The following is a 22,445-nucleotide window of genomic DNA, read 5'->3' as shown; positions in this document are numbered from 1 at the left end:
GATGACAGGCCCGTGGGCGGCAGTGCAAGTTCCGGGCTCAGGGCCGCATCACATTGTCGTACATGCTCTCGAACGGTTGCGGGCTCACACTCAGGTCGCCGCGGAACGGATAGTCCATCGCCGCGATCAGGAACAGCATCGTGCCGAGGAAGAAGGCGAACAGGCCGCCGAGCAGCAGGTGCGCGCCGCGTTTGAGGCTGAACAGGCACAGCAGCGCGATATTGATGGCCGCGCCGACCAGGATGACCCACCACAGCACGTTCGGGATGCCGCCCTGGCTGGCGTTGATCCGGTGGCGGCGGTCGGAGTCGAACGCGGCGAACTGCTCGATGGTGGCGGCGTGCACGATCTCCTCGGCCGGGGTGTCCGGCTGGAACGCCAGCAGATGACCCTGGAAGCGAGTGACCAGCGCGGTGCCGCCCATCGGCTCCTCCCCGGCGCGCAGCTTCGGGAAGACGACGGTCAGCACGTCCTCGGTGTAGTCGACCAGGTCGCGTTGCAGCACCAGCCGTTCCGGATCCGGGTAGGCACCCACCTCGCGGTAGAGCGTGCCGACCGCGGCGGCCTCGTCCGCGATCAGGCTCTGCGCGTGGTCGTTGGACTCGTAGGTCGCCGCGGCGATCAGGCCGAGCAGCAAACCGTAGAAGACCCCGCCGACGGTGAGCACCATGATGACGGTGTCGTTGTTGCCCGGTTCGGGGCCGAAGATCCGCAGCACGGTCGGGCGGGCCAGCACGATGCCCGCACAGGTCAGCACGACCGGCACGCCGGTCATCAGCACGAACACCAGCCAGATCGGCAGCCCGTAGATCCATGTGAACATGAGCCGGAACTCTAGCTACCGTTTAGCAAACTTCCCGGTAGCGCCACGAATTGCTCGTCGGCGTTATCGGTCGGTGTCCGGATCGACGACGTGTCGTTACCATCCGAATTCGATCTCGGCAATCTGCGAATTCCGCTGCGTACCTGCGGGTTCCCGCCCTATATTTCATGCCGTTCACAAGCCTTGCCGCGCAGATCGGCCGCCCCATCGCCGATCCCGCAGGCCGCACTCGGCCTGCCGTTCGACGTGAACCCGTGCAGCTCAGCACCACCGCTCAGCACTCGCTCCACCTGTCGTGTCGCGCTGAGCCGCGAAACCGTTACGAATCGTTCAGTGGAGGAAGATGTTTCACCTAAGCCGTTCCGACGGCCCGACGTACCGACTATCGACCGCGCGCCGCCGCGCCGTCCCGCGATCGTCGGCCGCACGCAGCCATCGCTGCCGGTCGGGCCGGGCAAGTGGCTGGCACCTATCCGGCGCATCCTGAGCCGCCGATCAGGATGCTTCCGCACCGCACGTCCGAAATGTCCGTCCCAGCGCGACATTCCGGGCGTGCGGTTTTTTGTGTCCGGACTATTTCGCGAATCGAGTCCGTGTCGTAACCATCCAAAACGAATTTCGATCATTGCCGGGCAATTCGCCGATTCTTCCCCTTATCATCGACGCGTCCCTGAAACGCATTGTCGCGTAACTCAATTCGCTCCTTCCGGTATGTCGAGATGAGGTCAACGCATGACCATCGAAGAAATGCCCGCGCGCACCGAGGACCAGGCCAGAAGTCTCAGCACCACCGCCGCCCGGCAACTCGCGACCACCACCAAATCCGTCCCGCAGATGCAGGCGATCAGTTCCCGGTGGCTCACCCGCGCACTGCCCTGGGTCCAGGTCAACGGCGGCACCTACCGCGTGAACCGGCGCCTGACCTATACCGTCGGCGACGGGATCGTCACCTTCGCCATCAATGGCGGTGCGGCCAAGGTGATTCCCTTGGAACTCAAAGAACTGCACCAGCTGCACGAATTCTCCGACGAGGACGCGCTGGCCGAACTCGGCCGCCGTTTCGAACAGCAGGATCTCGAGGCCGGCACGGTGATCGCCGAATTCGGGAATCCGATGGACCAGGTCGTGCTGATCGTGCACGGCAAGGTGAACAAATACGGCACCGGGCAATACGGCGAGCAGACCATGCTCGGGCAACTCGCCGACGGTGACTTCTTCGGCGACGACACCCTCATCGATCCCTCGGCCATCTGGCCCGTCACAATCAAGACCGTCACGCCCACCACGATTCTGACGCTCCCCCGGGCCGCGCTGGACCAGGCCCTGGATCGGGTGCCGGAACTGCGCGAGCATCTGGAACGGGTGGCCACCGACCCCACCCCCGCGCAGAACCGGCAGGGCGAGGCGAACATCGAGATATCCTCCGGCCACGAGGGCGAGCCGGAACTGCTGGGCACCTACGTCGATTACGACGTCGCGCCCCGCGAATACGAACTCAGCCTGGCGCAGAGCGTGCTGCGCGTGCACTCGCGGGTCGCGGACCTGTTCAACGATCCGATGAACCAGGTCGAGCAACAGCTGCGGCTCACCGTCGAAGCGCTCTACGAGCGCCGCGAACACGAACTGGTCAACAATCCGAACTTCGGGCTGCTGCACAACTGCGACCTGAAACAGCGGATCTACTCCGAGTCCGGCGCCCCGACGCCCGACGACATGGACGAGCTGCTCAGCATGCGGCGCAGCACGAAACTGTTCCTCGCGCACCCGAAGGCGATCGCCGCGTTCGGCCGCGAATGCAACAAGCGCGGCCTCTATCCCGATCCGGTCGAGGTCAACGGGCATCGGGTGCCGGCCTGGCGCGGTGTCCCGATCTTCCCGTGCGGCAAGATCCCGGTCAGCCCGACCCAGACCACCTCGATCCTGGCCATGCGCACCGGGGAGAAGGACCAGGGTGTGATCGGGCTGCACCAGACCGGCATTCCCGACGAATACGAGCCCAGCCTCAATGTGCGATTCAAGGGCATCGACGATCAGTCGATCATCTCCTACCTGGTGAGCTGCTATTTCTCCGCGGCGGTCCTGGTCCCCGACGCGCTGGGCATGCTGGACAACGTCCTGGTCGCCCGGCAAGCCGACTAGCCGGGGGTGCTCCGATGTCGGTGCTCTCCCGCGCCGGTGCGCCCGCTGCCACCCACGAGGTGGCCGCGGCCGTCGCCGCGCTTCTGACCAACCTCGACACCAGCGCGCCCGCCACGCTGGTCCTCGGCGACGCGCCCGAATCGACCGGCACCCAGCGGGCGGGTCCCCCGCGCCTGCTCGGTCCCAGCGGCCTGGGCGCGGCGGGACTGCGGATACCGCTGCCCACGCCGGCGCCACCGGCCGCCGCCGAAACCGCGGCACCCTGGCGCATACCGTCCGGCCCGAGCGGATTAGGGGCCGGAGCGGCACAGTTCCGGCCGGCCGGTCCCGCGATCCCCCCGCTCTACTGCCCGCCGCCGCTGCGCGACGACCCGGCACTCGCCGTGGCCGTCAACGACGGGCTGATCGCCTGGGCCGCCGAGATCGGCTTGTACGAAGGGCGACTCGGCGAACTCCGCGATGCCGACTTCGGCCGGCTGATCATGCTCGCCCACCCCGACTGCGACGACGCGGACCGGCTGCTGGCGGCCGCCAAGTGCGCGGTCTCGGAATGGTCGGTCGACGACTACTACTGCGAGGAGGACGCCGACGATCACGCCCCCGACGGCACACTGTCGAGCGCCGAGGCCGAACTCGGGCCACGACTCGAACTGGCCGCCGCCGCCATGGATCCGGTCCACCTGCCGGCCCGCTACGCGCCGCGACTCGAGCAGGCCTTGCAGGCCGACCCGATCCTGCGTGCCTTCCGCACCAGTTTCGAGCACCTGTCGCGCTATGCCGGCGACGCTCAGCTCGCCCGGCTGCGGACCGAGATCGCGGGCTGGTTCATCGCCCTGGGCGCGGAAGCCGGCTGGCGGACAGCCGGGCGGATGCCACCGGTCTGGGAGTACCTGACCAACCGGCAGCCGCACAGCTTCCTGCCCTGTATGGCGCCCATCGACGTACTCGGCGGCTACGAGCTGTGCGCCGCCGAATACACCGATCCCCGGGTGCGCCGGGTGGTCACCACCGCCGCGCTCGCCGCGCAGATGGTGAACGACCTGTATTCGATGGCGCGCGAAGACCAATCGCAGGGCCGGGAATTCAACCTCCCGACCGTGCTCGCCGCCGAGGAGAACTGTTCCCGGCACGAAGCGGTCCTGCACACCGCCGCCATCCAGGACGAACTGGTGCACCGCTTCGAAGCCGAAGCCGCACCGCTGGCCGCCGCGGGTTCACCCGAACTGCGCCGGTTCCTGTTCGGGCTGTGGGCCTGGATGGGCGGCAACCGCGCCTGGCATGCCGACAGCAAGCGCTACCGAGTCACCGAGAGAGGATGATCCAGAATGACCATGCTCGATCCCGAAGCGGTTCTGCGGACCCGCTACCAGAAGTCCGTCGCCGAATACTGGAACAACAATCCGAACGACGATCGGGTCAACACCAAACTCGGCGAGGTCGACGGCCTCTACCACCATCACTACGGCATCGGCGAACCCGATCTGTCGGTGCTGGAGGGGCCCGAGGAGACCCGGCAGCAGCGCCTCGTCACCGAACTGCACCGGCTCGAGACCGCGCAGGCCACCTTCCTGCTGGACCATCTCGGCGACGTCCGCCCCGGCGACCGGCTGCTCGACGGCGGATCCGGGCGCGGCGGCACCAGTTTCATGGCCAACCAGCGGTTCGGCTGCCAGGTCGACGGCGTCACCATCTCGCAGTACCAGGTGGATTTCGCCAACGCCCAGGCCGCCGAGCGCGGCGTCGCGGACAAGGTGCGGTTCCACTTCCGCAATATGCTCGAGACCGGTCTGGACACCGGATCGCGCCGCGGCATCTGGACCAACGAGACCACCATGTACGTCGACCTCTTCGAGTTGTTCGCGGAATTCTCGCGGCTGCTGGAGCCGGGCGGGCGCTACGTCTGCATCACCGGCTGCTCCAACGACGTCACCGGCGGACGCTCGTCCTCGGTCAGCGCGATCGATGCGCACTACGGCTGCATGATCCATCCGCGCGGCGAGTACTTCCGCGCACTGGCGGCCAACAACCTGGTGCCGATCGACGTCGTCGACCTCACCGCGGCGACCATCCCCTACTGGGATCTGCGCACCCATTCCGAACTCGCGACCGGAGTGGAGAAGCCGTTCCTGACCTCGTACCGAGAGGGGAGCTTCCAGTACCTGATGATCGCCGCCGATAAGGTGGGTCGGTGACCGATCACCAGGCCGGAGCGTTGACCGACCGCGAAGCCCTGCCCGTCGAGCTCGTGGACGAGGCCGGGCGCGCGGTCGGCGCGTGCCCGGTCGCCGAGGCGCACACCGCGCCCGGCCGGCTGCATCGCGCGTTCTCGGTCCTGCTGTTCGACGACGCCGGGCGGGTGCTGTTGCAGCAGCGCGCCGGGGTGAAGACGCGGTTTCCGCTGCTGTGGGCCAACACCTGCTGCGGGCATCCGGCGCCGGGCGAACCCATCGAGGCGGCCGCGGCCGTGCGGCTGGCCGAGGAGCTCGGGCTGGCGACGCCGCTGCGTGAGGTGGGCGAGTTCGTCTATCAGGCGCAGGATCCGGTGACCGGGCGGGTGGAGTACGAGTGGGATCACGTTGTCATCGGCAAGCTGGCCGCGGGTGTGCCGCGGCCGGATCCCGCGGAGGTCGCGGACTTCGTCTGGGTGTCGCCGCAGGAGTTGCGCGATGCCATGTCGGCGGAGCCCGGGAACTACACGCCTTGGCTGGCGCCGGTGTTGAAGATCGCCACCGAAGCCGGGGTCTGACCCTTCCGTCAATGCCGTTCTGTAATCCGAGCATTCAGCAAATGTTTGGCACCCCCCGGGTGTGCCACTCACATATAAGGATGCGCATATCTAGATGGTGGGATGTCTGTAACAACTGCACAGTCCCGCGCGACAACTTCACTGTCGAGCCCAGGCCGCGTCCGCGGAACCTTGGGCAATTCACAGGTACGCCACAGGGTCCCGCCAGCAGCGCGGCGGATGCTGGTCGGTGTACCGAAGTCTCCGGCAAGCGAGGTGTGCGATGGTTGAGGTCGAAGTTTCGGACGACACGGTGAAGGTCCACGTGCTCGGTGGACATCGCCTGCTCGCCCTGCGCGAGGAGGTCACCTTGGATGTCGCCGCGATCAGAGGGGTGCGCATCGCCGAGGTCGATCTGCGCCCGCCGTGGATCCGCACACCCGGCGCCTTCTTCCCCGGCGCGATCGCGGCCGGCACCTTCCGCGGCAAGGGCCGGAAAGAGTTCTGGGACACCAACTTCCAGGGCCACGCCATCCTCATCGATCTGGCCGGCCCGGGTTACACCCGCCTGGTCGTCGACGTCGCGGATCCCGATGCCGCCCTCGCGGAGCTCAGCCTGGCCGTCGCCGCCTGAGCCCCTCTCCCCCGCGCCCGTCCCCGACGCTGATTTACGCTGTACGGGAGACGGGAAGGGCTGATCGACGATGACCGACGTTCCGACCACACAGTTCGTGGACCGCCGATATGTACGGCTGGTGGCCGAATTCGACCGACTGTTCCGCAAACCCGAGGACGGCGGCGGCGCGCTCACCGTCTATCAGCACGGCGAACCCGTGGTCGACGTGTGGGCCGGTATCGCCGCCCCCGGGCGGGACTGGCAGCACGACACCGTCGCCATGGCGTACTCCACCGGCAAGGGCGTCGCGTCCACGCTGCTGCACCGCCTGGCCGAACGGGATCTGGTGCGCTACGACACCCCCGTCGCCGAGTACTGGCCCGAGTTCGCGGCCGCCGGCAAGGAGCGCATCACCGTGCGCGAACTGCTCAGTCACCGCGCGGGCCTGCATCGGCTGCGCGGTCTGCTGCCCGGCCCCGCCGAGGGCTTCCTCGACGACGCGGCGGTGACCGCGGCGCTCGCCGCCGCGGCGCCGGACCCGCGGCACCGGGTCACCAGCGGCTACCACGGCATCACCTACGGACACCTGGTCGCCGAGCTGATCCGCCGGGTCTCCGGCTCGAAGTTCACCGAGCTGCTGCGCACCGAGATCGCCGAACCCCTCGGCGCCCAAGACCTCTGGTTCCGGGTCCCGGACAGCGAGCGGCATCGCATCGCGCCCAACTTCCCGCGCCTGACCATCGCCGGGATGAGCTGGGAGCGCAGCAGCAACCTGATCGCCCGGACCAAGTTCGGCGCGGCCGCCGACACCACCCCCACCGGCTTCGCCGAGCTGGTTTCCGATCCGCGCCTGCACGATTCGGTGATGCCCGGTGTCAACGGCGTCTTCTCGGCCCGCTCGCTCGCGCGGCTGTACGGTGCGCTCGCCAACGGCGGAGAGCTGGACGGGTACCAGTTGCTGCGCCCGGAAACCATCGAAACCATGCGGGAGCGCCAGGTTTTCACCCCCGACTATGTGCTGGCCTTCCGGATCCCCTGGGCGCTCGGCTTTCACGGCGTCCCGATGAAACCCTCCAAGGCGGACCCGGTTTCAGCCTTCGGCCACTTCGGGCTCGGCGGCTCCGGCGCCTTCGCCGACCCGGCCACCGGGATGTCGCTCGGCTTCGTCACCAACCGCCTCGGCGGCAGACTCACCCCGCTCGGCGATGCCCGCCTGGCCCGGTTGGGCACGATCGCCCACAACATCGCCAAGCACGCATGACCCTGCGGGCCGTGCTCTGGGATGTGGACGACACCCTCTTCGACTACTCGGGCTCGGACCGGGCCGGGGTGCTGCGCCATCTCGCGGCGGAGGGGTTGCTCGACGCGCACGGCGGGGCGGAGCCGGCGGTGCGGCGCTGGCAGGAGGTGATGGAGGCGGAGTTCGTCCGGTTCCTCGCCGGGGAGGTGGACATCTTCGAGCACCGGCGCTGCCGGGCGCGAGTGTTCCTCGGCACGGAACTCTCCGACGCCGAGGCCGACGAGTGGTTCGGCCGCTACATCGCGCACTACCAGTCTTGCTGGACACTGTTTCCCGACTCCGTCGACGCGCTGGCCGCCGTCGCACCCCTGGCGCGCCAGGCGGTGCTGTCCAACTCCTCGGTGGTCAACCAGGAGCGCAAGCTCCAGACACTGGGCATCCGTGACTATTTCGACGTGGTGCTGTGCGCCGACGAACTCGGTCACGCGAAACCGGCCGCCGCGGCCTTCCACGCCGCTTGCGCCGCACTGGATCTGCCGCCGAGCGAAGTCGCCTACGTAGGCGATCGTCTCGACATCGACGCCCTCGGCGCCCGCGACGCCGGCCTGACCGCGATCTGGCTGGATCGCGCGGACAGCGCGGCCCACCTGCCCGCCGAGGTACTGCGCATCACGAGCCTGGCCGAACTTCCCCCGCTGCTGAAGGCTGACTGAGCGCCGCGCGCACCAGCAACGCAGTGGCGAGCATGCCAGAGCACCAGTCGACTGGGCGGAACCGTGCCGGGTGGGTGAGATCGACGAGTCGTGGGACGAATCGGCGTGGGGGTGGCAGCATGGGCGCATGGAGTTGCTCGGGCTGGGACAGATCGAGGCGGCGGCGGCGGTGCTGGCGCCGGTGATGCGGCGGACGCCGGTGGTGGCGTCGCGGGTGTTGTCGGAGCGGGTGGGGGCCGAGGTGTTCCTCAAGTGTGAGAACTTGCAGCGGACCGGGTCGTTCAAGCCGCGGGGTGCCTACAACCGGATCGCGAATCTGCCCGCGGCGGATCGGGCGCGGGGTGTGGTGGCGGCCAGTGCGGGGAATCACGCGCAGGGGGTGGCGTGGGCGGCGACCTCGCTGGGCCTGGAGTCGACGGTATTCATGCCGGTCGGGGCGTCGATTCCGAAGTTGGCGGCTACCAAGGCCTATGGGGCGCAGGTGCGGCAGGTGGGCGAGACCATCGACGAGGCGCTGGAAGCGGCGCAGGATTTCGCGCTGCGCACCGGGGCGACGCTGATCCACCCGTTCGATCATCCGGACATCGTGGCGGGGCAGGCGACGGTGGCACAGGAGATCCTCGAGCAGGTACCCGAGGTCGGGACGGTGCTGGTGCCGACCGGCGGCGGCGGCCTGCTGGCGGGGATCGCGATCGCGCTGGCCTATCTGGCGCCGGACGTGCGGGTCATCGGGGTGCAGGCGGCCGAAGCCGCGGCCTGGCCGGAATCGCTGTCGACCGGCAAGCCGGTCCGGGTCGCGCGAATGTCGACGATGGCCGACGGCATCGCGGTGGGCTTGCCGGGCGAGGTGCCGTTCGCGCATGTCGCCGCGCACGGGCCGAGCATCGTGACCGTCGACGAGGAGTCCTTGTCCAAGGCACTGCTGCTGTGCCTGGAACGCGCCAAGTTGATCGTGGAACCGGCGGGCGCGGCGGCGGTCGCGGCGCTGATGAGCTACACCCCGGCCGAATTGGAGCTGCGCGGCCCGGTGTGCGCGGTCCTGTCCGGCGGCAATATCGACCCGCTGCTGCTGACCCGGCTGATCGGGCACGGGCTCAGCGCCGCGGGCCGCTACCTCGCCCTGAGCATCACCATCTCCGATCTACCGGGCGCGCTGAGCAGCCTGCTGACCGTCGTCGGCAAGACCGGGGCCAGCGTCGTCGACGTCGCACACTCCCGCGTCGGCACCTGGCTGGCGGTGCACGAGGTCGAAGTCTCCCTCACCTTGGAGACTCGCGGTCCGGACCACCGTCGGGACGTCCTCAACGCGCTCATCAACGCCGACTACGCCGTGCGAGTGGAGGATTAGGCCCCTCAGCACTTGCGCTTGTAGAAGTACTTCGCGTTAGCGTCCATGTCACTCTGCGTGATAGCGACCATGTCGGTGCGCAGCGTCCGGGTGACCGGCTTGCCTTCGAGGGCGGCGGCCGCTTGTTCGACGCCCTGGGCGCCGATACCGGCCGGGTCCTGGGCGATCAGCGCTTGCACGGTGCCTGCCTTCAGGTCTTCGACCTGCTTGGGGCTGGCGTCGAAGCCGACGAGTTTGACCTGTCCGAGTTTGTTTGCGTTGCGCAGACCGGTGGCGGCGCCCTCCGCGGAACTCAGGTTGGTGGCGAAGATCCCGGCCAGGTCGGGATGGGCGGCGAGGGTCGCGGTGACGATCGAGGCGGCCTGGGCGGCTTCGTTGTTGTTGTATTGCACACCGAGCGAGGTGATTCCGGGGAACGCCTTGACCGCGGCTTCGAACCCTTGCGCGCGGGCATCGGTGGTGGAGGTGCCGGCCTTGGTGTTGATCACCAGGACCGGGCCCTTGTCGCCGATCAGTTTCGCCAGGGTCCGCGCGGCCAGTTCGCCACCCTTGGTGTTGTCCGAGGCGATGGAGGACAGGGCCACCGAGGTGTCGTCCAGGGCGGTGTCCACCTCGATGATTTTGATCCCGGCATCGCGCGCCTGCTTCATCGGGCTGGCCATGGCGGTGGCATGGGTCGGAGCGATCAGGATGCCGCCCGGCTTGTTGGAGACCACGCCGCTCAGGACCGGAGTCTGCTGTGCCGCATCGAATTTCGTGGGCGCCTGGGTACTGAGTTCATAACCCAGCTCCTCGGCTTTCGCCTCGGCCCCGCACTGCATGGAAATGTAGAACGGCTCGTCGGCGACACCCGGGATCAGCACCAGCTTCTTGCTGTCGCCGCCACCCGAATCACCCACGTTCCCGGTGCAACTCACCACCAGCACCCCGGCGACCAGCGCGCCGAACACGACCCCGACTCGATTCCTCATCCTCGAACCTCCTTGTTGCTGCGGACTCCTATTTCCGGTTCCGCGCCCGGCGCCGGGCCTGGTCGAACCAGACCGCCGCCACGAGAACCACACTCACCGCGATCGGCTGCCAGAACACCGGCACGCCCACGATCACGAACCCCTTCTTCAGCACGGACGGAATGAAGACGCCGATCACCGTGCCGGCCACCGAGCCGACACCACCGAAGAGACTGGTGCCGCCGATGACCACACCGGCGATCGCGTCCAGATTGTCGGTGGTGTGCCCGCCGATCGTGGTGGTGCCGAAGTACGCCAGATTCATGAAACCCGCCAGCCCGGCGAGCAATCCGGCCATCAGATACACCAGCACCAGGTGCCGGGTGACCGCGACGCCGGAGCGCCGGGCCGCCTCCGCGCTGGAACCGATGGCGTAGGTGTAGCGGCCGAACCTGGTGGTGTGCAGGACCCAGGCGGCAAGCACCGTCACCACGGTCGCGACCAGCACCAGATTCGGGATACCGCCGAGCGAGGTGCCGAAGCCCAGCGTGTTGCGCAGTTTGTCGGGCACCGTCCGGGTGTCGACGCCGCCGGTGATGAGCTGGGCCGCGCCGAGTGCCGCGCCGAAGGAGCCCAGCGTCACGATCAGCGGCGGAATCTTGGCCTTGGCCACCAGCAGTCCGTTGAGCAGGCCCCAGATCCCGCCGCCCGCAACGGCTCCCACGAAGCCGAGGCCGATCAGGCCCCAGCCGGCCCCGGTGGCGTCCTCGTTCGGGCTGAGCCACTCCATGGTCTTCGCGCCGATGACTCCGGCGAAGATCAGCACCATGCCGACGGACAGGTCGATGCCGGAGGTGATGATGACGAAGGTCATTCCGACCGAGAGGACAAGCAGCACAGAGGTTTCGATCAGTAGCGTCTGGAAGGTGAAGCGGGTGGGGAAAGCGTCCGGGCGCAGGATGCTGAACACCAGGCACAGTCCGATCAGCACCACCCCGATCCACACCGTGCCGGCACCGAGTAGTCGCTGCCGGACCGTGCGTTCCGGCAGCGCGCCGGCATCCGAGTCGCTCACGCGGCCTCCTCTTGGGACAGCGCGCCTGTCATCGCGGCGACCAGATGCTCGAGGGTGGCTTCGGCGGCGGTGAACCGGGCCACCCGGCGGCCCAGCCGCAGCACCTCGATCCGGTCCGCGACCGCGAGCACCTCCGGCATGTTGTGGCTGATCAGCACGACGGCGATGCCTTCATCGCGGACCCGGCGGATGACATCGAGTACTCGTTCGCGTTGCACGACGCCGAGCGCGGCGGTCGGCTCGTCCATGAAGACGACCTTGCTGGCCCACATGACGGCGCGGGCCACCGCGACGCTCTGCCGCTGGCCGCCCGAGAGCGATCCAATCGGCACGTCGGTGCGCTGCAAGGTGACGCCGAGGCGCCGGAAGTGTTCTACCGCTTGGTTTCGCATCGCGGTCTTGTCCAGCATGCCGAGCTTGCCCGCGAGGCCGCCACGCATCAGCTCACGGCCCAGGAACAGGTTCGCGGCCGGATCCAGATCGGGCGCCACCGCCAGATCCTGATACACGGTTTCGATGCCGAGTTTGCGCGCGGCGGTCGGGGTGTTCAGCACCACCGGTTTCCCGTCGAGCAGGATGGTGCCGCCGTCGGGTTGCTCGGCGCCCGAAAGACTCTTCACCAGAGTCGATTTCCCGGCGCCGTTGTCCCCGATCAGCGCGACGACCTCACCGGCCCGAACCCGGAAGTTGGCGCCGCGCAGAGCTTCCACGCCGCCGTAGCGCTTGATCAGCTCCCGGGCCTCCAGCACGACCGCGCCGCCCCCGGCATCCGGCGGCTGTTCCTGCGACGTCATCGTCGGTCCACCCCCCGTGGACTCGGCTGACCAAACGACCAGTCCATCGCCCGATCGTACGAGCACCCGCTCCCCCGCCGGGGTGATTCACCGAAAGTGGTACGGCACCACTCTCAGTGCGCCCCACCGAGTTCCAGGGCCAGCACGCCGAGAATGACCAGGCCGATCCCGCCGACCTGAACGAGCGTGAGCCGTTCCCCCAGGAACAGCGCTCCGATGGCGGCCACCGCCGCGACCCCGATAGCCGACCAGATGCCATAGGCCACACCGAGGTTCATCCCCCGCTTGAGCGCCTGCGACAGAAAGTAGAACGCCGACCCGTAACCGATCACCACCACGATCGACGGCACCAGCTTGGTGAACCCCTCGGACAACTTCAGCGACACCGTCGCGGTGATCTCGGACGCGATGGCCACCGCCAGCAACAGCAAGGTCATTGCCGCAGGATATCCGCCGCCCGCCCGGGGTCAGCGCAACCAGGTGCGCAGTTCGGCTGCGGTGGTGCGGACCTCGTCGAGCTGGGCCGCGACCTGGACGCCCGCGGTGCCGCCGCGGGCGTTGCGGGAGGCGATCGAGCCCTGGACCGTGAGCACCTCGCGGACCTGCGGGGTCAGTGCCGGATCGATGGCGGCGAACTCTTCGTCGGTGAGGTCGGCCAGGCCGACGCCGCGGGCTTCGGCGGCCTTGACACAGGCGCCCGCCGCCTCGTGCGCGACCCGGAAGGGAACACCCTGGCGGACAAGCCATTCCGCGATGTCGGTGGCGAGGGTGAAGCCGGCGGGGGCCAGCTCGGCCATCCGGTCGGTGTGGAAGGTGAGGGTGGAGACCAGGCCCGCGATGGCCGGGAGCAGCAGCTCCAGCTGGGCCACCGAGTCGAAGAGCGGCTCCTTGTCCTCCTGGAGGTCACGGTTGTAGGCCAGCGGCTGGGCCTTGAGCGTGGCGAGCAGGCCGGTGAGGTTGCCGATGAGCCGGCCCGCCTTGCCGCGGGTGAGCTCGGAGACGTCCGGGTTCTTCTTCTGCGGCATGATCGAGGAACCGGTGGACCAGGCGTCGGCCAGCGTGATGTAGCCGAATTCCGGTGTGCTCCAAAGGATCACCTCTTCGGCCATGCGGCTCAGGTCGACGCCGATCATGGCCAGCACGAACGCGGCCTCGGCCGCGAAGTCACGGCTGGAGGTGGCGTCGATCGAATTGGCCGCCGAGCCGGTGAAGTCCAGTTCGGCCGCGATCTGTTCGGGATCCAGGCCGAGCGAGGAACCGGCCAGCGCGCCGGACCCGTACGGGGACACCGCCGCCCGCTTGTCGAAATCGCGGAGCCGGTCGATATCGCGCAGCAGCGGGTGCGCGTGCGCGAGCAGGTGGTGCGCCAGCAGCACCGGCTGGGCGGCTTGCAGGTGGGTCTTGCCCGGCATCGCGGCATCGGGGTGCGCGGCCGCCTGCGCGACCAGCGCGTCGACCACCTCGAGCACACCGAAGGCGACCCGGCGCGCGGCCTCGCGCAGCCACATCCGGAACAGCGTCGCGACCTGATCATTGCGCGAACGCCCGGCCCGCAGCCGCCCGCCGAGTTCGGTGCCGACCCGCTCGATCAGGCCACGTTCCAGCGCACCGTGCACATCCTCATCGGACTCCGCGGGCCCGAACGCGCCCGAATCCACATCGGCGGCAAGCTGTTCCAGCCCGGCCAGCATGCCGGACAGATCACCCTCGGAGAGCAGACCGGCCTTGTGCAGCACTCGCGCGTGCGCCTTGGACGCTCGGATGTCGTACGGCGCCAGCACCCAGTCGAAATGCGTCGACTTGCTCAGCGCCGCCATCGCCGCCGCCGGACCGGACGCGAAACGTCCACCCCAGAGCGCGCCTTCGTTGGTGCCGTGGGCCTCGGTCATCGTGTGCTGTCTCCTCCGGGTCGGATGGCGGTCATCAGTATGTGCTTGTCCAGGTCGGCGGCCTCGGTCAGCTCACGACCGTGGGCGGCCAGCACGTCGGACGGGTGGGTGTACCGGGTGTCCCAGTCTTCGCGGCGGAACCGCTCGATCGGGTTCGAACGCTCGTCGGCGGAGTAGAACAGCTGATCCAGGTCGACTCCGAGACCGAGGGGCGCGCCGAGATCGGCGCGTTCCCGATTGCGTTCGTGGTCGCGCTCCGACTCTTCCAGCACGGTGTTGAGCGCGAACCGGCTGCCCGGCGCGCTCAACGCGACGATGTCGTCGAACAGCCGGTCCTGCGCGTCGCCGGGCAGGTAGCGCAGCAGCCCTTCGGCGAGCCACGCGGTCGGCGACTCGGGATCGAAGCCGGTGTCCAGCAATGCTTTCGGCCAATCCTGACGCAGGTCGGCCGCCACCTCGCGCCGGACCACCCTCGGCTCGTACCCGGCCAGCGCGGCGGCCTTGAACTCCAGCACGGCGGGCAGATCGAGTTCGAACAGGACGCTGCCCGCAGGCCACTCCAGCCGGTAGGCCCGGGCATCCAGACCTGCGGCGACGATGACGAACTGGCGAATACCCGCCGCGACGGCCGCGGCGAAGTAGTCGTCGAAATAGCTGGTGCGGGCCACGAGGCCGGCGGCGATCGGCGCGTAGGCGTCGGCCAGGGCCTGCTCCTCGGGCCCTGGCTCGCCGCTGCCGAGCCGGGTCCACAGCGGCTGACCCACCGCACGAACCAGCACCTCCGCGAACGGATCGCTGAAGAGGGCGTCCGCGCGGCGGGTCTCATTGGCCCGCATCACGGCGACACCGAGCGCGGTCAACCCCACGCTGCTGGTGATGTCCCAACTGTCGTCGTCGCTGCGCATCGCACTCGCCCTTTCCGAAACGGTCGTAGCCCACCCATGAGGCTACGACCGCCGGGCTACTACTTCTGGTTCAGGTCGCGGCGCGCGGCGACCTTCGAGGACAGGCCGTGGATCTGGACGAAGCCCTTGGCCAGGGACTGGTCGAAGGTGTCGCCCGCGTCGTAGGTGGCCAGGTTGAAGTCGTAGAGCGACTGCTCGGAGCGACGGCCGTTGACCACCGCGGAGCCACCGTGCAGGACCATCCGGATCTCACCGGAGACGTGCTGCTGGGTCTCGGCGATGAAGGCGTCCAGCGCGCGCTTGAGCGGGGAGAACCACAGGCCGTCGTAGGCCAGCTCGCCCCAGCGCTGCTCGACCTGGCGCTTGTAGCGGCCCAGTTCGCGCTCGATGGTGACGTTCTCCAGCGCCTGGTGCGCGGTGATCAGTGCGATGGCGCCGGGGGCCTCGTAGATCTCACGGCTCTTGATGCCGACGAGCCGGTCCTCGACCATGTCCAGGCGGCCGATGCCCTGGCGGCCGGCGCGGTGGTTCAGCTCGACGATGGCCTCGAGCACGCTGACCGGCTTGCCGTCGATGGCGACCGGCACACCCTTGTCGAAGGTGATGATGAGCTCGTCGGGCGCTTCGAAGTTGACCGTCGGGTCGGCGGTGTAGTCGTAGACGTCCTTGGTCGGCGCGTTCCACAGATCCTCGAGGAAGCCGGTCTCGACGGCACGGCCCCACACGTTCTGGTCGATGGAGAACGGCGACTTCTTGGTGACGTTGATCGGGAGCTTGTTCTCCTCGGCGAAGGCGATGGCCTTCTCCCGGGTCCAGGCGTAGTCGCGGACCGGGGCGATGACCTCCAGGTCGGGCGCGAGCGCGCCGATGCCGACCTCGAAGCGGACCTGGTCGTTGCCCTTGCCGGTGCAGCCGTGCGACACGGTGGTCGCGTTGTGGAACTTGGCGGCCTCGACCAGGTGCTTGACGATCAGCGGGCGGCTGATCGCGGACACCAGCGGGTACTGGCCCATGTACATGGCGTTGGCCTGGATGGTGGGCAGGCAGTACTCGTCGGCGAACTCGTCGCGCGCGTCGACCACGATGGCCTCCACGGCGCCGCAGTCCAGTGCGCGCTGGCGCACCACATTCATGTCCTCGCCGCCCTGGCCCAGATCGATGGCGACGGCCACGACCTCGGAACCCGTCTCCTTCGCGATCCAGCTGATGGCGACGGAGGTGTCAAGCCCACCGGAGTAGGCGAGTACGACGCGCTCGGACATTTTCTCTGTGCTCCTCGAGTTGATGATGGTCGGCGCCCCCGTGCCGTTCTACAAATGATTATGCACGATGCTGCAATCCCATTCATAATCGGGGTGTGGGGCTCGCGCGTTAACGCGTTCTATGCGAGTTCCTCGATCTTGGCGGCCAGTTCCGCGCCGGTGAGTGGCTCCCGGGCGATGACGGCGATGGTGTCGTCGCCGGCGATGGTGCCGACGATGAACGGCAGCGAAGCGCGGTCCAGGGCGCTGGCCAGGAAGTGCGCCGCGCCCGGTGGGGTGCGCAGGACCGCGATATTGCCGGAGGCATCGGTGGACACCAGCAGGTCGCCCAGCAGCTTGGACAGCCGGTCGGTACCGCCGGTGACGCCGCGCACGGGGCTGCCGTCCTCGGGGACCACATAGACCCCGGCCCCGCCGTCGGCCGCGCGCAGTTTGACCGCGCCGAGTTCGTCGAGGTCACGCGACAGCGTGGCCTGCGTGGTTTCGATGCCCTCGGCCGACAGCAGCGCCGCCAGTTCGGTCTGGCTGCGCACCGCGTGCGCGGACAGCAGTTCGATGATGCGCGACTGCCGTCCGGCGCGGGTGCGGGCGATCGCGGGCCCCTTGCCCGCTTCGGGCGCGGTGGCGCTCACGCCGCCACCCCGCCCCTGGTTCGCTCAGACACCGGTGACACCCCGTTTCGCCAGCAACCAGACCAGCAGCGCCTTCTGCGCGTGCAGCCGGTTCTCGGCCTCGTCCCAGACGACGCTGTGCGGCCCGTCCAGCACCTCGTCGGTGATCTCCTCCCCGCGGTGCGCCGGAAGGCAGTGCAGCACAACGACATCGGACTGGGCCCGGGCGACCAGCTCGGTATTGAGCTGGAACGGACGGAACGGGCCGACCCGGTCCAGGCCGTCGTTCTCCTGGCCCATCGAGGTCCAGCAGTCGGTGACCAGCGCGTCGGCGCCCTCGGCGGCGGCCTGCGGGTCGCCGATCAGCTTGATGGTGGCGCCGGTCTCGGCGGCACGCTCGCGCGCGGCCTCCAAGATCCACGGCAGCGGCTCGAAACCGGCCGGGGCGGCGATGGTGACGTTCAGCCCCGCGGTGACGCCGCCGAGCAGCAGCGAATGCGCCATATTGTTCGCGCCGTCGCCGAAGTAGGTGAGGTTGCGGCCGGCGAGGTCACCCTTCTGCTCGCGCAGCGTCATCAGATCGGCGAGCACCTGGCACGGGTGGAACTCGTTGGACAGCGCGTTCACCACGGGAACCGTTGCGGCCGGGGCCATCTCGTCCAGGCGCGCCTGCTCGAAGGTGCGCCACACGATGGCGTCGACGTAGCGGGAGAGCACGCGACCGGTGTCGGCGAGGGTTTCCTCGCGGCCCAGCTGGGTGTCGCGGCCGTCGACGACGACCGCGTGCCCGCCGAGCTGGGCGATGCCGACCTCGAAGGAGAACCGGGTACGGGTCGAGTTCTTCTCGAAGATCACCCCGACGCCGCGCGGGCCGTCCAGCGGCCGGTGCGCGAACGGCGACTTCTTGAGTTCGGCTGCCAGCGCTAGAATTTCGGCCTGCTCGGCCGGGGTGACATCGTCGTCCCGGAGGAAGTGCCTGAGCTCGGTCATTTGGTTCCCTTCGCGTCGGCGGCTGCGCCGTCGAGGATCTCGGGCAGGTCGGCGACGAAGTTGTCGGCCTGGGTCTCGGTGAGCACCAGCGGGGGCGCGAGCCGAATGGTATCGGGCTTGGGCGCGTTGATCAGGTATCCGGCGGCCCGGGCGCGCGCCTCTACCTCGGCCGAAATGCCTTGGGTGAGTGCGATTCCGAGCAGCAGGCCGGCGCCGCGCACGTGGTCGACCAGCGGATGGTCCAGCGCTTCGATGCCGTCGGCGATGTGCTTGCCGAGCGATTCGACGTGGTCCAGCAGGCCTTCCTCGTCGATCGTGCGCAGCACCGCCAGCGCCGCCGCCGCGCACACCGCGTTGCCGCCGAAGGTGGTGCCGTGCAGGCCCGGGGTGAGCAGCTCCGCGGCCGGCCCGGTGGCCAGCACCGCGCCGATCGGCAGGCCGCCGCCGAGCCCCTTGGCCAGGGTGATGACATCGGGAACGATGCCGAAAGCCTGGTGCGCGTAGAACTTTCCGCACCGGCCGATGCCGGTCTGCACCTCGTCGAGCACCAGCAGCGCGCCGTGGCGGGCGGTGATCTCCCGAGCCCGCACCAGGTAGTCCATTGGGGGCACGATCACCCCGCTCTCCCCCATGATCGGCTCCAGGAACACCGCGGCGGTGTCGGAGTCGACGACGGCTTCGAGCGCGTCCGCGTCGCCGTAGGGCACGTGCACGACGCCGGGCGGCATCGGCTCGAACGGCGTGCGCTTGGCGGGCTGACCGGTCAGGGCCAGCGCGCCCATGGTGCGCCCGTGGAACGCCTCGTCGCAGGCGACGATCTTGGAGCGCCCGGTCAGCCGCGCGATCTTGAACGCGGCCTCGTTGGCCTCGGTGCCGGAGTTGCAGAAGAAAGCCCGGCCGTGCCCGTCACCGAAGTGCGCCAGCAGCTTCTCGGCCAACTCCAGCGCCGGCTCGTTGACGTACAGATTCGAGGTGTGCCCGAGCGTGCCGAGCTGGGCGGTGACCGCCTCGATGATCGCCGGATGCCCGTGGCCGAGCGAGTTCACCGCGATACCGCCGAGGAAATCGAGGTAGCGCTTGCCGTCGGCGTCGTAGACCACCGCACCGGTGCCGCGCGCCAGCGCGACCTTGGGGGTGCCGTAGTTGTTCATCATCACGGTGTTCCACCGCGACTGCATGTCCTCTACCTGACTCATGATTTCGTCACCATCGTTCCGATTCCTTCACCGGTGAACAGTTCCAGCAGCACCGAATGCGGCACCCGCCCGTCGATGACGTGCGCGGTCGGCACCCCACCCTGGACGGCGCGCAGGCACGCTTCCATCTTCGGCACCATGCCCGCGTCCAGGCGCGGCAGCAACTCCGCCAGCTCCTCGGCGTCGATGCGCGAGGTCAGCGACGAGCGGTCCGGCCAGTCGGTGTACAGGCCTTCGACATCGGTCAGCACCACCAGTTTCTCCGCGCCGATGCCCTGGGCCAGCGCGGCGGCGGCGGTGTCGGCGTTGATGTTGTGCACCACCCCGTCCGCGTCCGGCGCGATCGTGGAGACCACCGGAATCCGGCCTGCCGCGATGAGATCCAGCACCGCCTCCGGATTCACCGAGGTGACGTCGCCGACCAGGCCGATATCGGTGGCGACGCCCTCGACGTCGACGGTGCGGCGGGTCGCGGTGAACAGGTGCGCGTCCTCACCGGAGATGCCGACCGCGTACGGGCCGTGCGCGTTGATCAGGCCCACCAGTTCGCGGCCGACCTGACCGAACAGCACCATCCGCACCACGTCCATCACCTCGGGGGTGGTGACGCGGAAGCCGCCGCGGAATTCGCCTTGCAAGCCGAGCTTCGTCAGCATGGCGCTGATCTGCGGGCCGCCGCCGTGCACCACCACCGGGTGCACGCCGACCGTGCGCAGGAAGGCCATGTCGGCGGCGAAGGCGCGCTTGAGATCGTCGTCGATCATGGCGTTGCCGCCGTACTTCACCACGACGATCTTGTCCCGGAACTTCTGCAACCAGGGCAGCGCGTCCGCCAGGACGTGCGCCTTGTCCAGCGCCGAAAGGGTGTGCAGCACATCGGTCATGAGCTGTAGGCCGAATTCTCTTCGACGTAGCCGTGCGAGAGGTCGGTGGTGCGCACCATCGCGGCGCCGTCGCCGACGTTGAGTTCGACGACCACGTCGATGTCCGCGCCGGACAGGTCGACCTGCCGCGCGCCCGGCGCCCCGACACTGTCGATGCAGACCGGATTCCCGTTGAACGACACCGAGATCCGGTTCGGGTCCAGGGTGATCGGCGCGATGCCGACGGCGGCGAGCACCCGGCCCCAGTTCGGGTCGGAGCCGAACAGCGCCGTCTTGACCAGGCTGTCGCGCGCGATGGCCCGCGCCGCGATCAGCGCCTCGTCCTCGGAGGCCGCGCTGCCGACGAAGACCCGCACCCGCTTGGTGACGCCCTCCGCGTCGGCCATCAGCTGGTGAGCCAGGTCGTCGCAGACCGCGAGCACCGCGGCGTCGAGTTCCTCCTGCGTCGGCGTGACCGCGCCGGCGCCGTTGGCCAGCAGCAGCACGGTGTCGTTGGTGGAGCAGGAGCCGTCCACGTCGAGGCGGTCGAAGGTGAGCCGGGTCGCCTTGCGCAGCGCGGAATTCAGCTGCTCCGGGGTGGCGACGGCGTCGGTGGTGAGCACGACCAGCATGGTGGCCAGCGAGGGGGCCAGCATGCCCGCGCCCTTGGCCATGCCGCCGACGTTCCACTTGTCCCGGTGATGGAAGGCGACTTCCTTGGGCACGGTGTCGGTGGTCATGATGGCGTGCGCGGCCTCGGTGCCGCCGGACAGGCCGCCGCCCATCTCGTGCACGATCTCGGTGATCGCGGGCAGCAGCTTGTCCATCGGCAGCCGATCACCGATCAAACCCGTTGAGCAGACCGCGATCTCGCCCGCGCCGGTCTCGGCGCCCCAGTTGCTCAGCACCTTCGCCAATTCCTCGGCGGTCTGATGGGTGTCCTGGAAGCCGGCCGGGCCGGTACAGGCGTTGGCCCCACCGGAATTCAGGATGACCGCGCGCAGCCGGCCGGTCGTCAGCACCTGCTGCGACCACAGCACCGGGGCGGCCTTGACCTGGTTGCGGGTGAACACCCCGGCCGCGGCGAACTCGGGCCCCTCGTTGAGCACGAGCGCCAGATCCGGCTTGCCGCTGGCCTTGAGGCCCGCGGCGATTCCCGCGGCGCGGAAGCCGAGGGGGGCGGTCACGCCCTGGTTCCGGACCAGCTTGCCGTTGGCGGTATCGGTCGTCGTCACGGTGCCACTCCTACGGTGGAAAGCCCCTCGGTCTCGTCGAATCCGAGGGCCAGGTTCATGGACTGCACCGCGGCGCCCGCGGTGCCCTTGGTCAAGTTGTCGATCGCGCCGATCACCACCAGCTGACCCGCGTCGGTGTCCACCGCCACCTGCAGGGTGATGGCGTTGGAGCCGAGCACCGAGCCGGTCTGGGGCAGCACACCTTCGGGCAGCAGATGCACGAAAGGTTCGTCGGCGTAAGCCTTTTCGTAGACGGCGCGGGCCTGCGCGGCGTCCACGGTGGTGCGCGCGGTGCAGGTGGCCAGGATGCCGCGCGGCATCGGAGCCAGCACCGGGGTGAACGACACCGCGACGTCGACGCCGCCGGCGGCCGTCAGGTTCTGCGCGATCTCGGGGGTGTGCCGGTGCGCGCCGGCGATGCCGTAGGCCCGGACCGAGCCCATGACCTCCGAACCCAGCAGCGCCACATCGAGTTTGCGGCCCGCGCCCGAGGTGCCGCTGACCGCGACGACATGCACGGCGGGCTCGATGATGCCCGCCGCGATGGCCGGGGCCAGCGCCACGCTCGACACCGTCGGGTAGCAGCCGGGGACGGCGATCCGCTTCGCGCCGCGCAAAGCGGCACGGCCGCCCGGCAATTCGGGCAGACCGTAGGGCCAGGTGCCCGCGTGCGGGCTGCCGTAGTACTTCTCCCAGACGGCCGCGTCCCGCAGCCGGAAATCGGCGCCGCAGTCGATGATCACGGTGGACTCCGGCAGCGCCTCGGCGATGACCGCGGACTGGCCGTGCGGCAGGCCGAGGAAGACCACGTCGTGCCCGGCCAGCTCCTCGACGGTCGTCGGGCCGAGCACTCGATCGGCCAGCGGCAGCAGATGCGGCTGGTGCGCGCCCAGGGTGGCGCCGGCATTCGACCCCGCGGTCAGCGCCCCGATCTCGAGGCGCCCGTCTCGGTATCGGGGATGAGCCAGCAGTAGTCGAAGTACTTCACCGCCCGCGTAGCCGCTCGCACCAGCGACCGCGATCCGAGTTACGGATCCACCAGAATCAGCCATGAAATGATTATGCATGACT

The 22,445-nt window shown here is 68.9% G+C and carries 22 protein-coding genes; 8 read left to right on the top strand and 14 right to left on the bottom strand.

All coding sequences use genetic code 11. The features are described from left to right. Positions 1-37: 37 nt before the first annotated feature. Positions 38-823 carry a hypothetical protein gene (locus tag AB0H76_RS38305; RefSeq protein ID WP_357332487.1) on the bottom strand — a complete coding sequence of 262 codons (786 nt, stop codon included), beginning with the start codon at positions 821-823 and terminating at the stop codon, positions 38-40. Between the two features lie 732 nt (positions 824-1,555). Between AB0H76_RS38305 and AB0H76_RS38300 the strand changes: the two genes are divergently transcribed. The 8 genes from AB0H76_RS38300 (at position 1,556) to ilvA (ending at position 9,604) form a co-directional block, all read left to right on the top strand. Further along, positions 1,556-2,962 (top strand): family 2B encapsulin nanocompartment shell protein, encoded by a 1,407-nt coding sequence (locus AB0H76_RS38300; RefSeq protein ID WP_357332485.1) that lies wholly within the window; start codon positions 1,556-1,558, stop codon positions 2,960-2,962. Positions 2,963-2,976: 14 nt separating this feature from the next. Beyond that, positions 2,977-4,281, top strand: a complete 1,305-nt coding sequence (locus AB0H76_RS38295) for a family 2 encapsulin nanocompartment cargo protein terpene cyclase (protein WP_357332483.1) — start codon at positions 2,977-2,979, stop codon at positions 4,279-4,281. A 6-nt stretch (positions 4,282-4,287) separates the two neighbouring features. After that, positions 4,288-5,154: a geranyl diphosphate 2-C-methyltransferase gene (locus AB0H76_RS38290; RefSeq protein WP_357332481.1), complete on the top strand. Its 867-nt coding sequence runs from the start codon at positions 4,288-4,290 to the stop codon at positions 5,152-5,154. Continuing rightward, the gene (gene idi, locus AB0H76_RS38285) at positions 5,151-5,708 is read left to right on the top strand and encodes an isopentenyl-diphosphate Delta-isomerase (protein WP_357332479.1); all 558 of its coding nucleotides are present in this window, start codon (positions 5,151-5,153) and stop codon (positions 5,706-5,708) included. The genes AB0H76_RS38290 and idi overlap by 4 nt, the downstream gene beginning before the upstream one ends. A 262-nt stretch (positions 5,709-5,970) precedes the next feature. Next, positions 5,971-6,321: a hypothetical protein gene (locus AB0H76_RS38280; RefSeq protein WP_357332477.1), complete on the top strand. Its 351-nt coding sequence runs from the start codon at positions 5,971-5,973 to the stop codon at positions 6,319-6,321. Positions 6,322-6,391: 70 nt separating this feature from the next. Then, a complete protein-coding gene (locus tag AB0H76_RS38275) occupies positions 6,392-7,564 on the top strand; it encodes a serine hydrolase domain-containing protein (RefSeq protein ID WP_357332475.1) in 1,173 nt (390 codons plus the stop codon). Continuing rightward, positions 7,561-8,256, top strand: a complete 696-nt coding sequence (locus AB0H76_RS38270; protein WP_357332473.1) for an HAD family hydrolase — start codon at positions 7,561-7,563, stop codon at positions 8,254-8,256. The genes AB0H76_RS38275 and AB0H76_RS38270 overlap by 4 nt, the downstream gene beginning before the upstream one ends. A 127-nt stretch (positions 8,257-8,383) precedes the next feature. Then, positions 8,384-9,604 carry a threonine ammonia-lyase gene (gene ilvA, locus AB0H76_RS38265; RefSeq protein WP_357332471.1) on the top strand — a complete coding sequence of 407 codons (1,221 nt, stop codon included), beginning with the start codon at positions 8,384-8,386 and terminating at the stop codon, positions 9,602-9,604. A 5-nt stretch (positions 9,605-9,609) separates the two neighbouring features. Here ilvA and AB0H76_RS38260 read toward each other — a convergent pair whose 3' ends face one another. The 13 genes from AB0H76_RS38260 to argC form a co-directional block, all read right to left on the bottom strand. Continuing rightward, positions 9,610-10,575, bottom strand: a complete 966-nt coding sequence (locus tag AB0H76_RS38260) for an ABC transporter substrate-binding protein (protein WP_357332469.1) — start codon at positions 10,573-10,575, stop codon at positions 9,610-9,612. A 28-nt stretch (positions 10,576-10,603) separates the two neighbouring features. After that, the gene (locus AB0H76_RS38255) at positions 10,604-11,629 is read right to left on the bottom strand and encodes an ABC transporter permease (protein WP_357332467.1); all 1,026 of its coding nucleotides are present in this window, start codon (positions 11,627-11,629) and stop codon (positions 10,604-10,606) included. Beyond that, positions 11,626-12,423 (bottom strand): ATP-binding cassette domain-containing protein, encoded by a 798-nt coding sequence (locus AB0H76_RS38250; RefSeq protein WP_357332465.1) that lies wholly within the window; start codon positions 12,421-12,423, stop codon positions 11,626-11,628. The genes AB0H76_RS38255 and AB0H76_RS38250 overlap by 4 nt, the downstream gene beginning before the upstream one ends. Positions 12,424-12,536: 113 nt before the next feature. Beyond that, positions 12,537-12,860: a multidrug efflux SMR transporter gene (locus AB0H76_RS38245; protein WP_357332463.1), complete on the bottom strand. Its 324-nt coding sequence runs from the start codon at positions 12,858-12,860 to the stop codon at positions 12,537-12,539. A gap of 30 nt (positions 12,861-12,890) precedes the next feature. Beyond that, complete coding sequence (gene argH / locus AB0H76_RS38240; RefSeq protein WP_357332461.1) at positions 12,891-14,312, bottom strand: argininosuccinate lyase; 1,422 nt, start codon at positions 14,310-14,312, stop codon at positions 12,891-12,893. After that, positions 14,309-15,217, bottom strand: a complete 909-nt coding sequence (locus AB0H76_RS38235) for a class I SAM-dependent methyltransferase (RefSeq protein WP_357332459.1) — start codon at positions 15,215-15,217, stop codon at positions 14,309-14,311. The genes argH and AB0H76_RS38235 overlap by 4 nt, the downstream gene beginning before the upstream one ends. A 59-nt stretch (positions 15,218-15,276) precedes the next feature. Further along, positions 15,277-16,479, bottom strand: a complete 1,203-nt coding sequence (locus AB0H76_RS38230; protein WP_357332457.1) for an argininosuccinate synthase — start codon at positions 16,477-16,479, stop codon at positions 15,277-15,279. A gap of 119 nt (positions 16,480-16,598) precedes the next feature. Further along, positions 16,599-17,111: an arginine repressor gene (locus AB0H76_RS38225; RefSeq protein ID WP_357332455.1), complete on the bottom strand. Its 513-nt coding sequence runs from the start codon at positions 17,109-17,111 to the stop codon at positions 16,599-16,601. 24 nt (positions 17,112-17,135) lie between these two features. Continuing rightward, positions 17,136-18,080: an ornithine carbamoyltransferase gene (gene argF / locus AB0H76_RS38220; protein ID WP_357332453.1), complete on the bottom strand. Its 945-nt coding sequence runs from the start codon at positions 18,078-18,080 to the stop codon at positions 17,136-17,138. Continuing rightward, on the bottom strand, positions 18,077-19,276 hold the full coding sequence (locus tag AB0H76_RS38215) for an acetylornithine transaminase (protein ID WP_357332451.1): 1,200 nt from the start codon (positions 19,274-19,276) through the stop codon (positions 18,077-18,079). Before AB0H76_RS38215 ends, argF begins: the two co-directional genes overlap by 4 nt. Beyond that, positions 19,273-20,160, bottom strand: a complete 888-nt coding sequence (gene argB / locus AB0H76_RS38210) for an acetylglutamate kinase (protein WP_357332449.1) — start codon at positions 20,158-20,160, stop codon at positions 19,273-19,275. Before argB ends, AB0H76_RS38215 begins: the two co-directional genes overlap by 4 nt. Then, positions 20,157-21,374 (bottom strand): bifunctional glutamate N-acetyltransferase/amino-acid acetyltransferase ArgJ, encoded by a 1,218-nt coding sequence (gene argJ / locus AB0H76_RS38205; RefSeq protein ID WP_357332447.1) that lies wholly within the window; start codon positions 21,372-21,374, stop codon positions 20,157-20,159. Before argJ ends, argB begins: the two co-directional genes overlap by 4 nt. Next, positions 21,371-22,426, bottom strand: a complete 1,056-nt coding sequence (gene argC, locus AB0H76_RS38200) for an N-acetyl-gamma-glutamyl-phosphate reductase (protein WP_357332445.1) — start codon at positions 22,424-22,426, stop codon at positions 21,371-21,373. Before argC ends, argJ begins: the two co-directional genes overlap by 4 nt. Positions 22,427-22,445 lie beyond the last annotated feature (19 nt).

This window comes from Nocardia sp. NPDC050712, assembly GCF_040654295.1.
Classification (GTDB): domain Bacteria; phylum Actinomycetota; class Actinomycetes; order Mycobacteriales; family Mycobacteriaceae; genus Nocardia.
The sequence above is the reverse complement of the archived record's forward strand: the minus strand, read 5'-3'. Positions and strand labels throughout refer to the sequence as shown.